The sequence below is a fragment of the Pseudomonas sp. HLMP genome, from assembly GCF_046365545.1.
Classification (GTDB): domain Bacteria; phylum Pseudomonadota; class Gammaproteobacteria; order Pseudomonadales; family Pseudomonadaceae; genus Aquipseudomonas; species Aquipseudomonas guariconensis_B.
In genome coordinates, this window is sequence record NZ_JBDLLR010000001.1 from 1863722 (window position 1) to 1877899 (window position 14178).

Below are 14178 nucleotides of genomic sequence, written 5' to 3' on the forward strand. Positions count from 1 at the left end.
GCGCTGCTTCATTCGCAGTTAAGGGACCTGGTTGCCATTTGGGGCGCGAAGCGGCCCCAAATGACTGTGGCCATCCACCTCGCCAAGCCGCATCAGCCCGAATACACGTCCCGCAGCAATTTCTGCCGCCAAACCTCCTGCTCCGCCCCTGGCGCCTCGACGAGAAACCGATACTGCCCGGCAACCCGCGTCGCCACTGCCACTCCGTCCCGGTACAGTAGGCGATTGCCGCCCACCGCCGGCACCTTCGCCCCCGGCAGCAAGGTTCCGAGCAGGTTCAACGGGTCGCACGCACTGACCATCACCAAGGCGCCGTCCATGCCCCGGCGCCTGACCTGGCGCAACAGCCCGACCGCCTCCGGCAGGGCGAACTGCTCGCCGGCCAGCCCGGCGATGAAGCGCCCACCGCGAATCTCCCCTCGCGCCTCCAGTCGGTGATAGCAGCGCAGCAGGTCGCGCCAGGGCGGCAGCACATCGCTTTCCCGTTCCAGCAGGCGCCAACAGATCACCCCGTAGCGCCGCAGCAAGGTACGGGCGATGTGTTCCAGGCGCTGCTCGGTGTCCGCAGTGCCGCCCCCACGCCGGAGCAGCGCCCAGCGTCCGGCATGGGCCATGCTGCTGGACAGCGGCGGATGGCCACGGCGGCTGTTGCGCGACGTGCGCTTCGCCGCCGGCAGGATCAGGCTGCGCAGGCCGCTGAAACTGTCGGCCCCGACCAACCCCGAACCCACCAGCTCCTGCAGCGCCGTTTCCAGTTCGCTGGGCAGCAGATGGGCCTCGTGGGCCAGTTCGTCGAAGAACAGCGCACCCTGCTCCTGAAGAGCCTGGTGCACCCGTTGCGCACGCGGCGCCAATTGCTCGGGGTCGGGGGTGTTGGCCAGGCTGCGCCACAGCCCGAGGTGTTCGCGGGGCAGCAGCACCAGGGGCGTGCTGGACAGCGTACTGGTGGACACCGTGGCGGCCAGCCGGCTCCAGGCCCATTGACCGCTGCGGCAGGCATCGTCCAGCCAGTGCCGGCTGTAGTCCTCGATCCGCGCCGGCAGCAGCTCCGCCTCCCAGGCCCCCGCGGCGCTGGGGAAACCCTGCAACTGGCCGAGCGCCTCGGCCACCGCCTGCGGGCCGCGCAGCCGCGTCCCGGTGGCCAGGTGCTGCCAGTCGAACAGAAAACGCATGAAGTCCTGCAGGCTGACCGGTTCGATCTCCCGGCGCAGGCGTTTGATCGTGTAGCGGTGGATGCGCGCCAGCAGGTGCCTTTCGCACCATTGCTGCGCTTGCTGGCCGGGGCTGAAGTGACCACGCAGCACATAGCCTTCGCCCTCCAGGCGAGCCAGCGCCTGCTCGATGTCCGGGCTCGGCTGGCCCAGGGGCGCGGCGATCTGCGTCACCGTCAACGGGCCGAAAGCGCTGAGCCGGGCACGCAGCAGTTCGGTCAGCGCGGTATCGGCGTCGATCGGTTGGTCGAAGCCGGGCAGCAGCCCCAGGGGTGGTTCGAGACGGCCCAGGGGATACAGGGCCGTCAGCAGGTCGAGGCGTTCGCGGGCCAGCCACAGGGCCTGCCCTGCATCCTGCAGCAGGCAGGCGCGACCGGCCTTCGCCAATTGATCGAGCAAGCTCTCCCAGCCAGCATTGGCCTGTGCTTCCGCCCGGCTGATCGCACCCAGGCTCATCAGCGCTTCGTGCATCTCATCGGTGCTGGCCGGTTGCGGCCAGGCTTCGTCCCTTACGGCGGCGATGGCCTCGGGATCCAGCGCGCCCAGGTCGTCGCTGCTGCTTGTCTCGTTCCAGCGTCGGTTGAGCACGGCCTGGGTGCGGCGCTCCTCCAGCGGGGCGTCGTCGAGGAAGGTATACGGCCGTGCATTGAGGATGGCCGAGGCCAGTGGCGAAGGGGCGGGCAGGTCGCGGCTGAGCAGGCGCACCTCGCCGTTTTCCATGCGCCGCAGCAGGGCCAGCCAGCCTTCGCAATCCATGGCGTCGTGCAGGCAGTCGTCGAGGGTCTGCGCCACCAACGGATGGTCGGGGATCTGCCGCTCGCCGACGATGTTCTCGAGGCAAGCGATCTGGTCGGGGAACACCGCGGCGACCAGGTCCTCGCTTTTCATTCGTTGGATCTGCGGCGCCACTTTGCGTCCGCCGACATAGCGCGGCAAGGCCAGGGCCACGGCTGCGTTCCAGCGCCAGCGCACCCCGAACAGCGGGGCGTCGAGCAGGGCCTGGACCAGGATCGGCTCGGCGCTGCGGCTCGCCAGGTAGCGCCAGACCTCGTCCAGCTCGAAGCTGTGGCTGGTGGACAGCGACAGCACGATGGCGTCCTCGCTGGCCGCGGCCTGCAGTTCGAAATTGAAGGTCCGGCAAAAACGCTTGCGCAGGGCCAGCCCCCAGGCACGATTGATACGGCTGCCATAGGGCGAGTGGATGACCAGCTGGGTGCCGCCGGACTCATCGAAGAAGCGCTCCATCACCAGGGTCTGCTGGGAGGGCAGGGCACCGAGGACCTGGCGGGTACGGCCCAGGTAGTCGAGCAACTGGTTGGCGCTGTCCGGGGCCAGTGCGTAGTTTTCCTGCAGCCATGCCAGCACCGTGGCGATGTCGCCGGCGCTGCGCTGCAACTGTTCATCGAGCCGTGCCTGCAGGCGGGCGACCGCGGCGGACAGCTCGTCACTGCGCCCGGGAGCTTCGCCCAGCCAGAACGGGATGGTCGGCGGCAGGCCATGGGCGTCCTCGACCCGTACCCGCCCGGGCTCGACCCGCAGGATGCGGTAGGAGGCATTGCCCAGCTGAAAGATGTCACCGGCGATGCTCTCGACCGCGAAGTCTTCGTTGACGCTGCCGATGTTCAGCGCCTGCGGCTCGAGCAGCACGGCATAGTCGGCGGTCTCGGGGATGGTGCCGCCGCAGGTCAACGCGGTCAGTTGGCTACCCCGGCGCCCGCGCAGGGAACCGCTGACGGCATCGCGGTGCAGGTAGGCGCTGCGCACGCCCTGGCGGCCATTGAAGCCTTCGGCGAGCATGCGCAGCACGGCCTGGTAGTGTGCTTCGTCCAACTGCGCGTAGGGCGTGGCCTGGCGCAGGCAGTGGTACAGCGCCTGCTCCGCCCAGGGCTGGTTGCTCACCTCGGCGACGATCTGCTGGGCGAGCACGTCCAGCGGGGCCCGGGGGACATGCAGCTCGTCCAGTTCACCACGGCGCACGCAGTCGAGCAGGGCCACGCATTCGATGAGGTCGTCCCGCGAGGTCGGAAACAGCCGTCCCTTGGGCACGCCGTCGATCTGGTGCCCGGAGCGGCCGACGCGTTGCAGGAAGGCCGCGATCGAGCCGGGCGAGGCGATCTGGCACACCAGTTCGACGTCACCGATGTCGATACCCAGTTCCAGCGAGGCGGTGGCCACCAGGACCTGCAGCTCACCACCCTTGAGGCGTTGTTCGGCGGCCAGGCGATATTCCTTGGCCAGGCTGCCGTGGTGCGCCGCCACCGCCTGCGTGCCCAGGCGCTCGCCCAGGTGACGGGTCAGGCGTTCGGCCAGGCGCCGGGTGTTGACGAACACCAGCGTGGTGCGGTGCTCGCGGGCCAGGGCGGCGATGCGGTCGTAGACCAGGTCCCAGACATCCGTGGCCATGACCGCGCCCAAGGGTACGGGCGGGACTTCGATGGCCAGGTCGCGGCGGCGGGCGTGGCCGATGTCGACGATGGCGCAGGGGCGCTCGTGCCCCACCAGGAAGTGTGCGACGCGCTCCACCGGTCGTTGCGTGGCAGACAGCCCGATACGCCGCAAGGGCCTGGCGCACAGCGCCTGCAGGCGTTCCAGGGTCAACGCCAGGTGGCAGCCGCGCTTGTTGCCGGCCAGAGCATGGATCTCGTCGACGATCACCGTGTGCACGTTGGCCAGGCCTTCGCGCCCGGACGCCGAGCCGAGCAGTACATAGAGCGACTCGGGGGTGGTCACCAGGATGTGCGGCGCCAGCTTGCGCATGGCGGCACGCTCCTTCTGCGGGGTGTCGCCGGTGCGCAGCGCGGTGGTGATGCGCGGCGCTTCGAGGCCCTGGGCTTGCAGGGCCTGGCTGATGCCTTCGAGGGGAGCCTGCAGGTTCAGGCGGATATCGTTGGACAGCGCCTTGAGCGGCGAAACGTACACCACCTGGGTTTGGGCGGGCAGGGGGCCGGCGTGCGCCAGGCCCTGGCGGAACAGTTCGTCGAGGACGGCGAGGAAGGCGCTCAGGGTCTTGCCCGAGCCGGTCGGCGCGGCGAGCAGCATCGATTGGCCAGCATGGATCAGCGGCCAGGCGCGGGCCTGGGCGTTGGTCACGGTGGCGAACTGCTGGCCGAACCAGGCGCCGACGGCGGGGTGGAACAGTTCGAGCACCGGGTGGTGCTGGGCGGGGAGGTTCATGTGTCGTTTATGGCGGGCCTGGGACAGGTTGGCAAGGGGCCGTTCGTCCGCTGAAAGGGCTGCAACGCAGCCCCGATGTCGCTTGACTGGGCCTTGCCCGCGAAGCGGATGGCACGAGGCTTGTCAGCCAGGCCACCCCATGTGATCCTTCCGCGCCTTCAGCCAGCCCAAGAGCCCAGCCCATGAGCAAGATCATTCGCATCGCCGCCGCCCTGCTGATCGACCCCCAGGGGCGTACCTTGCTGGTGCGCAAGCGTGGCACCCAGGCCTTCATGCAGCCGGGTGGCAAGATCGATGCCGAGGAGTCGCCCGCAGCGGCCCTGGTGCGCGAGCTGCATGAAGAACTGGGGTTGCGGATCGACCCGCAGCAGGCCGTCTACCTGGGCAGCTTCAGCGCCCCGGCGGCCAACGAGCCGGGTTTCGAGGTGCAGGCCGAGTTGTTCCGGGTCGACAGTGCCGAGGCCGTGGCCCCGGCGGCGGAGATCGAGGAGACGGTGTGGCTGGCCGCCGACGAAGTGCCGGCCCTGCCCCTGGCGCCGCTGACCCGTGACCTGATCCTGCCGCTCTACCGCAAGGCCCTCAACGCACCGCGCTGACCCCGTCGAGGGTGGCGAAGGACGTATCCTTGGCCGTCAGCAGGAAGTCGCGCATGTACGGCGCATCGAGCATGTCGGTGCGTACTGCCGCGTAGAGCGTGGCGAACAGGCCCTTCTCGCCCAGGCGCTTGCCCTTCACGTAGCCCCGTGAGCTGTATTCGTGCAGCGCCCAGTGGGGCATGCCGCACACGCCACGGCCGCTGGCCACCAGTTGCATCATCATCACCGTCAGCTCCGAGGTACGCACCGCGGCCGGCTCGATGTCGGCCGGCTCCAGGAAGCGGGTGAAGATATCCAGGCGGTCGCGCTCCACCGGATAGGTGATCAGGGTCTGGTCGGCCAGGTCCTGGGGCACGATATAGGGCTTGCTGGCCAAGGGGTGCTGGTTGGCCACGGCGAGCATGGCCTCGTAGGTGAACAGCGGTACATAGGTGATGCCGGCCAGGTCCAGCGGGTCGGAGGTCACCACCAGGTCGAGGTCGCCCCGGGCCAGGGCCGGCAACGGTGCGAAGGCGAAGCCCGAGGCCAGGTCCAGTTCCACCTCTGGCCAGGCGTCGCGGAACTGGTCGATGGTCGGCATCAGCCACTGGAAGCAGCTGTGGCACTCGATAGCCATGTGCAGGCGCCCGGCGGTGCCACCGGCCAAGCGGGCGATGTCGCGTTCGGCGCTGCGCAGCAGCGGCAGGGTGGCATCGGCCAGTTGCAGCAGGCGCAGGCCGGCGCTGGTGAAGCGGATCGGCTTGGTCTTGCGCACGAACAGCGGCAACCCCAGGCGTTCTTCCAGTTCCTTGAACTGGTGCGACAGTGCCGACTGGGTCAGGTGCAGGCGTTCGGCGGCCTCCACCAGGCTGTCGGCCTCGCGCAGGGCATGAAGGGTTTTCAGGTGGCGGATTTCCAGCACTGCAGCACTCCGGGGAAACACTTGGTAAAAAATACAGGGTGTTGAGTTTCCCTCATGTTGCAGGTGCTGTCGACTGGCAACGCCCGCTGACCGCTCGGCGCCATTCATCAAACTGTCACGCAACTGTGGCAGCGCGCCCGCATGAATTTCATCAGACTCGCGCTCTACTGGGGATTTGCATTCTGGTGTTTCTTTTCATGCGGGTTTTACTGGTTTTCTTCTTCTTGCTGTGTAGCGTGCCGGCCAGCTTCGCCGTTCAGCGCTGCGACGCCCAGGTGCCGGTGCAACGGGCCGAGCTGGGCGAACTGAGCCTGGTGTACCAGAGCGTCGGTGCACCGTCGGACCCTGCCTTGCTGCTGGTCATGGGCCTGGGCGGACAATTGATCCACTGGCCCGACGACGTGGTCGAGGCCCTGTGTCGCCAGGGCTTTCGGGTGATTCGCTACGACAATCGGGATGTCGGCCTGTCGCGCTGGAACCAACTGCCGGCCTCGGCCAACTTGACGGTCGAGCTGTTGCGCTACCGCCTGGGGCTGCCAGTGGCTGCGCCCTATACGCTGACCGACATGGCCGGGGACGGTTTGCGCCTGATGGATGCACTCGGGGTCGAGCGGTTCCATGTGCTGGGGGTGAGCATGGGCGGGATGATCGCCCAGCACCTGGCGGCCATGGCGCCCGGGCGTGTGCGCAGCCTGACCCTGGTCATGTCCAGCTCGGGCGCCGAGGGCCTGCCGGCGCCCAGCCCTGCGTTGGTGCAACTGTTGGCGCGCCGCGATGCGCCGAACCGGGCGCTGGCCATCGAGCACCAGGCCGACCTGCTGGCGGCCTTGGGCAGCCCCGAGGTCGCCGATGACCGTGCGGCCCTGCTGCACCAGGCGGCGATGGCCTACGACCGGGCCTTCAACCCGGAAGGGGTGAAGCGCCAGATCATGGCGATCCTCGCCGAGCCGAGCCGGGTGGCGCTGCTCAACCAGTTGCGCGTACCCACGCTGGTGGTGCATGGCACGGCCGACCCGCTGTTGCCGGTGATGCATGGGGTGCACCTGGCTGCGCATATCCGGGGGAGCCAGCTGCGGCTGATCCCGGGTTTGGCCCATCGCTTCCAGGAGCCGTTCAAGGCGCCGTTGCTGGGGGCGGTGCTGCCTTACCTGAAGGCGCATCGTGAAGACCTGACCCACCTTGCCAGGCTTTGACGCTGCACCGTCTCGAGGCCGGTCAGTTAAGCGGCGGGTTGTCATTTTCGGGGCTGCCGGCGATGGGGCCGGTACAGACGCGACCAGTCTCAGTGAAAGCGCATCCACAGTGTCACCAGCACGGTCGCCGCCACCAGCCAGGCCAGCGTGGCCAGGGCCAGCGAGGTCTCCAGGCGCATCCGGTCGACCAACAGGTACAGCGCCGCCAAGTAGACGAAATAGGGAATGATCGACCACATGCCGAACAGGATGGTGGTCTTCAGGTCCGCCAGCGGTCGCCCCTTGCCCACGATGTAGTGGGCGATCAGGGCAAAGGTCGGGAACAACGGCACCAGGCCTGCGATGTAGTAGTTGCGGGTCTTGGAGAGGATGGCCAGGAGCACCACCACGGCGGCACCCAGGCCGGCTTTCAGTACGAGGTCCACGTCGGTTTCCTTCGGCTCAGGCGAGGCCGTATTTCTTCACTTTGTCGAACAGCGTGGTCTTGGCCATGCCCAGCTCCTGGCTGGCTTGGCTGAGGTTGCCCCCGGTGCGTTGCAGGGCATCGCTGAGCAGGTTGCGCTCGAAGGCCTCCACCGCTTCGGCGAAGCCCAGGCCTTGGCTGGCACCGCCGCCGCTTTTCTTGAATGCCGGCAGGCCCAGCGCGTAGCGTTCGGCGACATTGCGCAGTTCGCGCACGTTGCCCGGCCAGTCGTGGGCCATCAGACGCGACAAGGTCTGGCTGTCCAGCTCCGGCACCTCGCGGTCGAAGCGCAGCGCCGATTGCTGGAGAAAGTGCTCGAACAGTTGCAGGATGTCCTCGCGGCGCTCGCGCAGCGGCGGCAGCTCGAGGGTGACCACGTTCAGGCGGTAGTACAGGTCGCTGCGGAACTGGCCGCTCTGGCCCATGGCGTCGAGGTCGGACTTGGTCGCGGCGATCACCCGGCAGTCCACCGGGATGCTCTGGTTCGAGCCCAGGCGCTCCAGGGTGCGTTCCTGCAGCACGCGCAACAGTTTGATCTGCAGGTTGAGCGGCATGCTCTCGACCTCGTCGAGGAACAGGGTACCGCCATTGGCATGCTCGATCTTGCCGATGCGCCGCTTGCCGGCACCGGTGAAGGCGTTGGCCTCGTGACCGAAGATCTCGCTCTCGAACAGGTTTTCCGGCAGGCCGCCGCAGTTGAGGGCGACGAAGGGCTGGCCCTGGCGTCGGCTGAAGTCGTGCAGGCAACGGGCGACCAGTTCCTTGCCGGTGCCGGTCTCGCCCTCGATCAGTACGTTGGCCGAGGTGTCGGCGACGTTGGCGATCAGCTCGCGCAGGTTCTGCATGGCCGGCGAGCGGCCGATGATGCGCCCTTCGAGCGTGCTCTGGCCGGCCAGCTGGCGGCGCAGCGCATGCACTTCGCGGGACAGCCCGCGTTGCTCCAGGGCCCGGCGCACCACGTCCACCAGGCGCTCCGGGGAGAAGGGTTTCTCCATGAAATCGTAGGCGCCGTTGCGCATGGCTCCGACCGCCATGTCGATATCGCCATGGCCGGTGATCAGCACCACCGGCAAGCTGCGGTCGCGGGCCTTGAGCCGGCCGAGCAGTTCCAGGCCGTCCATGCCCGGCAGGCGGATGTCGCTGACGACGATACCGGCGAAGTCGTCGCCGATGCGTTCCAGCGCCCGTTCGGCGCTGCCCACGCCTTCGCAGGCGATGTCTTCCAGGGCCAGTGCCTGTTGGCAGCCGAGCAGCACATGCGGGTCGTCTTCGACGATCAGGACGGTGAGGGGCGCTTGGTTCATAGAGGCTCAGCCAATTCGGTTGGGGGCGTGACCAGGGGCAGGGCGAGGACGAAGGCGGTGCCGCCGCTGGCGGGATGCTCGACGCCCAGGGTGCCCTTGGCGGCGGCGGCGAGGCTCGCCGACAGGGTCAGGCCCAGGCCCAGGCCGTGCTCGCCCGGTTTGGTGGTGAAGAAGGGTTCGAACAGGTGCTTGCGTGCCTCGGCATCGATGCCGTGGCCGTTGTCGCGCACCCGCAGGCGGTACTTGTCGCCCTGCGGTTCGCCTTCCAGCCACAACTGCGGCTGAGGCTGGCCGGCCATGGCGTCCAGGGCGTTGCCGATCAGGTTGACCAGGATCTGCTCCAGGCGGGTCTGGTCGATGGCCAGCCGCTGGTCGTCGAACTGGCTGTGCAACTGCAGGTGGCAGCTGGCGATGCGGTTACCCAGCACCTGCAAGGTGGCCTCCACCGCTTTGGCCAGCGAGGCCTGGCCGCTGTCGTCGCCGCGGCGGGCGAACGAGCGCAGGCTGGCGGTGATGCGGCCCATGCGGTCGATCAGGTCGTTCATGGTGCGCAGGTTGGTGCTGGCGGTCTCCAGGGCACCGCGCTCGAGAAAACGCACGGTATTGCCGGACAGGGTACGCAGGGCCGCCAGGGGCTGGTTCAATTCGTGGGCGATGCTGGTGGACATCTGCCCGATGGCCGCCAGCTTGCCGGCCTGGACCAGTTCGTCCTGGGCGTGGCGCAGGGTCTGTTCGGCATGCCGGCGCTCGCGGATCTGGCCCTTGAGCCGCTCGTTGCTGGCGCGAAGGTCCGCGGTACGCTCGGCGATCCGCCGCTCCAGCTGGCTGTTGGCCTCTTCCAGGGCCTCGCGGGCGGCCAGGCGGGTGGCGATCACCTTGCGGCGCTCGTTCCAGGCGATCGCCAGGATGGCCAGCAAGGCGAAGGCCGCGCCCACCAGGATGCCCTGCACCGTGGATTCGCGGTGCAGGTCCTGCAGCGGAGTGAGCAGGGTGAAATGCCAGGGGGTGTCGGCCAGGCGCCGGGTCTGGGTCAGGTAGGCCACCTCGTGGGGCTTGCTGCGGCCGTTCTCGCTGTTGGCCGGGAAGGTCAGCTTCTCGACGCCATCGGCCAGGGTTTCGCGAGCCAGGGGCTGCAACTCGTTCAGCGGCCACCAGTAGTACTGCAGGCTGCGCGCCAGGCGCTCCTTGATCTGCGGGGTCAGCGGGCGCACCGACTTGAGGCGGCGGGCCGGATCGCTGGAGAGGATGATGATGCCGTTCTCGTCGCTGACGAACGCCTCCAGGCGGGCGCGTTGCCAGCGCTCCTCGAGGGTGTCCAGGCGGACCTTGATCACCGCCACGCCGATGATCTTGCCATGCTCCTCCAGGCCGTGGGCCAGGTAGTAGCCGGCCTCGCCGGTGGTGCTGCCGATGCCATAGAAGCGCCCAGGCTCGCCGCGCACGGCATCCTGGAAATAGGCACGGAACGACAGGTCCTCGCCGAGGAAGGAGTCGGCGTCGCGCCAGTTGCTGGTGGCCTGGACCCGGCCGTTGGTGTCGAGGACGAAGATCGCCCGGCTGCGGCTGCGGCGGTTCAGGCCCTCGAGGTATTCGTTGACCCGCTGGCGAAAACCGCTGTCAGGGTCGGTGAGCAACTGCGAGACGCTGTTTTCCAGCTCCAGCAGGCTCGGCAGGTAGGTGTACTTGCTGATCTCGCTCTCGACGGTGCGCGCGTGCAGTTCCAGCTGGCGCTCGCCATTCTCGCTCAGGGCGCGGATGCCGTTGCTCTCGCTGACCAGGTAGCCGGCCATGCCCAGGCCGACCATCAGCAGGATGATCAGGGGCGGTAGGAGCAACTGGCGGATCAAGCGGGATTTCACGGCAGGCTGGGCAGGGCGAAGGAGCGAAGGGTCGCATTTCATCACAGTGGCCTTGTCACCACCAGCATCCGCTGCCCGGCGGGGCCGGGCAGCGGCGTGGGGCCTGCTCAGTGCTGCAGGATCTTGCTGAGGAAGTGCTGGGTACGCTGGTCGCGGGCGGCCTGGTCGCCGAAGAACTCTTCCTTGGTGCAGTCTTCGATGATGTTGCCCTTGTCCATGAAGATGACCCGGTTGGCGACCTTGCGGGCAAAGCCCATCTCGTGGGTCACGCACATCATGGTCATGCCTTCATGGGCCAGTTCGACCATCACATCCAGGACTTCGCTGACCATTTCCGGGTCCAGTGCCGAGGTCGGTTCGTCGAACAGCATGACGATCGGGTCCATCGACAGGGCGCGGGCGATCGCCACGCGTTGCTGCTGACCCCCCGAAAGCTGGCCAGGGTGCTTCTTGGCCTGGCTGCTCAGGCCGACCCGCTCGAGCAGGGCCAGGCCTTTCTTGGTGGCCTCCGCTTCGCTGCGGCCGAGCACCTTGCGTTGGGCGATGGTCAGGTTCTCGGTGATGGTCAGGTGCGGGAACAGCTCGAAGTGCTGGAACACCATGCCGACCCGCGAGCGCAGCTTGGGCAGGTTGGTCTTGGGGTCGGCGATCGAGGTGCCGTCGACCACGATGTCGCCCTTCTGGAACGGCTCGAGGGCATTGACGCACTTGATCAAGGTGGACTTGCCCGAGCCGGACGGGCCGCAGACCACCACCACCTCGCCTTTCTTGACTTCGGTGTTGCAGTCGGTCAGCACCTGGAAGTCTCCGTACCACTTGTTGACGTTCTTGATGGAAATCATACGGCGATCCTTTTTTGCAGGCGCTTGACCAGCCACGAAGCGGTGAAGCTGATGAGGAAGTAGACGACACCGGCGAAGATCAGGAACTCATGGGAGCGCCCGATGATGTCGCCGTTGGAGCGTGCCGAATTGAGGAAGTCCACCAGGCCCACGGTGTAGACCAGCGAGGTGTCCTGGAACAGGATGATGCTCTGCTGCAGCAGCAGCGGGGTCATCTTGCGGAAGGCCTGGGGCAGGATGATCAGGCGCATGGTCTGGCCATAGGTCATGCCCAGGGCCTGGGCGGCGCCCATCTGGCCCTTGGAGATCGATTGCACGCCAGCCCGCACGATTTCGCAGAAGTAGGCGGCCTCGAACATCATGAACGCCACCACGCAGGAGGTGAAGGCACCGACCGGGGTGTCCTCGCCGGTGATCCAGCGCAGCACGAATGGCACGGCCAGGTAGAACCAGGTGATCACCAGCAGCAGCGGGATGGAGCGGAAGTAGTTGACGTAGGCGCCGGCGATGTTCGACAGCAGCTTGCTCGACGACAGGCGCATCAAGGCCAGGATGGTCCCCAGCACGATGCCGCCGATCACGCCCATGACCATCAGCCTGAGGGTCATCAGCATGCCTTCCCAGAGCGCAGGCAGGGCCGGGACGATCTCGGTGAAATCCATGTCCATTACTTACCTCCCACGGAAATCAGGCCAGGTACCGAGACTTTCTTCTCGACCATGCGCATGAGCAGCATCAGGCCCATGTTCAAGGTGAAGTAGATCAGGGTGGCCAGGGTGAACGCCTCGAACAGGTTGGCGGAGAACTCGGCGGTCTGCTTGGTCTGGGCCAGCAGCTCCATGAGGCCGATCAACGAGGCCACGGAAGAGTTCTTGAACACGTTCAGGAACTCCGAGGTGAGCGGCGGAATGATGATCCGGTACGCCTGCGGCAACAGGACGTTGGTGTAGATCTGCGGCATGCTGAAGCCCATCGCACGGGCGGCCGCTTCCTGGCCGCGCGGCAGGGCCTGGATGCCGGTACGCACCTGTTCGCAGACCCGCGCGGCGGTGAACAGGCCCAGGCAGATGACCACGCTGATCAGCGCCGAGGTGGTCGGGTTGAGGTCCTGCTTGAACCATTCCTGCAGGCCTTCGGGCAGCAGGTCCGGTACCAGGAAGTACCAGATGAACAGCTGCACCAGCAGCGGCACGTTGCGGAACAGCTCCACGTAGGCGGTGGCGATGCCGGCCACCAGGCGGTTCGGCACGGTGCGCATGACGCCGAGTATGGAGCCCAGCAGCAGTGCGATGATCCAGGCGGAGACGGCGATGGCGATGGTCCATCCCAGGCCGGTGAGGTACCAGTCCAGGTAGGTTTCGCTGCCCACGCCGGTGGACTTGAAGAACACGCCCCAGTCCCAGTTGTAATTCATCGGGATTTCCCCTCAGACGGTTGTTTCACGGGCACCTTCGAACATCCGAGGGCGGTATGCGCCCTCGGATGAAAGGTTAGACACTAACGAGTGGCCCGTCGGGTTAATTCGCGCTCGAGGTGAGCCACGGGCCACGTTCAGGGGTCAGGACTGCTTTTCGTCCGCTGCCTTGTCGGTCGGCTCGGCGATCAGCTTCTTCAGCTCTTCGCTCATCGGGAAGTTCAGGTTCAGGCCTTTTGGCGGGATCGGTTGCTGGAACCACTTCTCGTAGGTCTTGTTGATCTCGCCCGACTTGTAGTACTCCACGATCGCCTCGTCGACCGCTTTCTTGAACGCCTCGTCACCTTTGCGCACCATGCAGCCGTAGATCTCGTAGGACTGCGGGGTACCGGTGATGACCCAGTCGGCAGGCTTGCGTGCCTTGGCCATTTCGCCGGCGAGCAGGGCATCGTCCATCATGAAGGCCACGGCGCGGCCGCTTTCGAGCATGTTGAAGGCTTCGCCGTGGTCCTTGGCGGAGATCACGTTCATCTTCATCTGCTTGTCGGCGTTCATCGCCTTGAGGATGCGCTCGGAGGTGGTGCCGGCGGTGGTCACCACGTTCTTGCCGGCCAGGTCCGGGAAGTCCTTGTAGGCCGGCTGGCCGTCCTTGACCTTGGTCAGCAGGCGGGTACCGACTTCGAAGATGCCCACGGAGAAGCCGACCTGCTGCTGGCGTTCGACGTTGTTGGTGGTGGAGCCGCATTCCAGGTCGACGGTGCCGTTCTGCACCAGCGGGATGCGGGTCTGGGAGGTGACCAGGTTGTAGCGGACCTTGATGTCGGTGCCCAGTTGCTTTTTCAGGTGCTCGACGACGGCCAGCTGGATGTCGTGGGAGTAGCCCACGGGTTGTGGCTTGCCGGCCAGGTAGGAAAACGGAATGGAGGAGTCGCGGTGCCCCAGGGTGATGGTCCCCGAGTCCTTGATCTTCTTCAGGGTGCCGGTCAGTTCCTCGGCCATGACTGGCGAAGCGATGACCGCGGCCGCGATGGCGGCGCCCAACAGATGACGAACGATGCGCATCAAATTTTCCTCGACGTTGTTTTTTTTATGGAGCCGTTGGCGGACTCTTCGTTCAACGAATACAGCATGAAGCGGTGTGCATTCGGCTACCAAGTGTAGAGCATGACTCATGCCAAGCCCTGATACTGATCATAACGCCGCGTAAATACTGGGGATTAA

At 66.6% G+C, this 14178-nt stretch carries 11 protein-coding genes; 2 read left to right on the forward strand and 9 right to left on the reverse strand.

Features of this window, described 5'->3' with window-relative positions; all coding sequences use genetic code 11:
• Window positions 1-92: 92 nt before the first annotated feature.
• On the reverse strand, window positions 93-4385 hold the full coding sequence (locus ABFA30_RS08770) for a DNA glycosylase AlkZ-like family protein (RefSeq protein WP_410045348.1): 4293 nt from the start codon (window positions 4383-4385) through the stop codon (window positions 93-95).
• A gap of 182 nt (window positions 4386-4567) precedes the next feature.
• Between ABFA30_RS08770 and ABFA30_RS08775 the strand changes: the two genes are divergently transcribed.
• Window positions 4568-4981 (forward strand): NUDIX hydrolase, encoded by a 414-nt coding sequence (locus ABFA30_RS08775; RefSeq protein WP_410045349.1) that lies wholly within the window; start codon window positions 4568-4570, stop codon window positions 4979-4981.
• On the opposite strand, the gene metR is transcribed toward ABFA30_RS08775, so the two are convergent.
• Window positions 4965-5882: a transcriptional regulator MetR gene (gene metR, locus ABFA30_RS08780; RefSeq protein WP_225788108.1), complete on the reverse strand. Its 918-nt coding sequence runs from the start codon at window positions 5880-5882 to the stop codon at window positions 4965-4967. The two genes, ABFA30_RS08775 and metR, sit on opposite strands and share 17 nt — an antisense overlap.
• A gap of 197 nt (window positions 5883-6079) precedes the next feature.
• On the opposite strand from metR, the gene ABFA30_RS08785 reads away from it, so the two are divergent.
• Window positions 6080-7075 (forward strand): alpha/beta fold hydrolase, encoded by a 996-nt coding sequence (locus ABFA30_RS08785; protein ID WP_225788109.1) that lies wholly within the window; start codon window positions 6080-6082, stop codon window positions 7073-7075.
• Between the two features lie 89 nt (window positions 7076-7164).
• On the opposite strand, the gene ABFA30_RS08790 is transcribed toward ABFA30_RS08785, so the two are convergent.
• From ABFA30_RS08790 to ABFA30_RS08820, 7 genes are all read right to left on the reverse strand, one after another.
• Window positions 7165-7500, reverse strand: a complete 336-nt coding sequence (locus tag ABFA30_RS08790) for a GlpM family protein (protein ID WP_225788110.1) — start codon at window positions 7498-7500, stop codon at window positions 7165-7167.
• 16 nt (window positions 7501-7516) lie between these two features.
• Complete coding sequence (locus tag ABFA30_RS08795; RefSeq protein ID WP_368816138.1) at window positions 7517-8842, reverse strand: sigma-54-dependent transcriptional regulator; 1326 nt, start codon at window positions 8840-8842, stop codon at window positions 7517-7519.
• The gene (locus ABFA30_RS08800) at window positions 8839-10743 is read right to left on the reverse strand and encodes an ATP-binding protein (RefSeq protein ID WP_253091430.1); all 1905 of its coding nucleotides are present in this window, start codon (window positions 10741-10743) and stop codon (window positions 8839-8841) included. The genes ABFA30_RS08795 and ABFA30_RS08800 overlap by 4 nt, the downstream gene beginning before the upstream one ends.
• Window positions 10744-10808: 65 nt before the next feature.
• Window positions 10809-11543, reverse strand: coding sequence for an amino acid ABC transporter ATP-binding protein (locus ABFA30_RS08805; protein ID WP_225788113.1), 735 nt, complete (start codon window positions 11541-11543; stop codon window positions 10809-10811).
• Window positions 11540-12211: an amino acid ABC transporter permease gene (locus tag ABFA30_RS08810; protein WP_225788114.1), complete on the reverse strand. Its 672-nt coding sequence runs from the start codon at window positions 12209-12211 to the stop codon at window positions 11540-11542. The genes ABFA30_RS08805 and ABFA30_RS08810 overlap by 4 nt, the downstream gene beginning before the upstream one ends.
• A complete protein-coding gene (locus ABFA30_RS08815) occupies window positions 12211-12957 on the reverse strand; it encodes an amino acid ABC transporter permease (RefSeq protein WP_225788115.1) in 747 nt (248 codons plus the stop codon). The genes ABFA30_RS08810 and ABFA30_RS08815 overlap by 1 nt, the downstream gene beginning before the upstream one ends.
• Window positions 12958-13101: 144 nt before the next feature.
• Window positions 13102-14019: a glutamate/aspartate ABC transporter substrate-binding protein gene (locus ABFA30_RS08820; protein WP_225788116.1), complete on the reverse strand. Its 918-nt coding sequence runs from the start codon at window positions 14017-14019 to the stop codon at window positions 13102-13104.
• Window positions 14020-14178: the final 159 nt, after the last annotated feature.

Excerpts from the sequence above, each read along its gene's own strand:
- ABFA30_RS08770 (WP_410045348.1), bottom strand. The coding sequence starts at position 4,385 with ATGAACCTCCCCGCCCAGCACCACCCGGTGCTCGAACTGTTCCACCCC.
- ABFA30_RS08775 (WP_410045349.1), top strand. The coding sequence starts at position 4,568 with ATGAGCAAGATCATTCGCATCGCCGCCGCCCTGCTGATCGACCCCCAG.
- ABFA30_RS08785 (WP_225788109.1), top strand. The coding sequence starts at position 6,080 with ATGCGGGTTTTACTGGTTTTCTTCTTCTTGCTGTGTAGCGTGCCGGCC.
- ABFA30_RS08795 (WP_368816138.1), bottom strand. The coding sequence starts at position 8,842 with ATGAACCAAGCGCCCCTCACCGTCCTGATCGTCGAAGACGACCCGCAT.
- ABFA30_RS08800 (WP_253091430.1), bottom strand. The coding sequence starts at position 10,743 with ATGAAATGCGACCCTTCGCTCCTTCGCCCTGCCCAGCCTGCCGTGAAA.
- ABFA30_RS08805 (WP_225788113.1), bottom strand. The coding sequence starts at position 11,543 with ATGATTTCCATCAAGAACGTCAACAAGTGGTACGGAGACTTCCAGGTG.
- ABFA30_RS08810 (WP_225788114.1), bottom strand. The coding sequence starts at position 12,211 with ATGGACATGGATTTCACCGAGATCGTCCCGGCCCTGCCTGCGCTCTGG.
- ABFA30_RS08815 (WP_225788115.1), bottom strand. The coding sequence starts at position 12,957 with ATGAATTACAACTGGGACTGGGGCGTGTTCTTCAAGTCCACCGGCGTG.
- ABFA30_RS08820 (WP_225788116.1), bottom strand. The coding sequence starts at position 14,019 with ATGCGCATCGTTCGTCATCTGTTGGGCGCCGCCATCGCGGCCGCGGTC.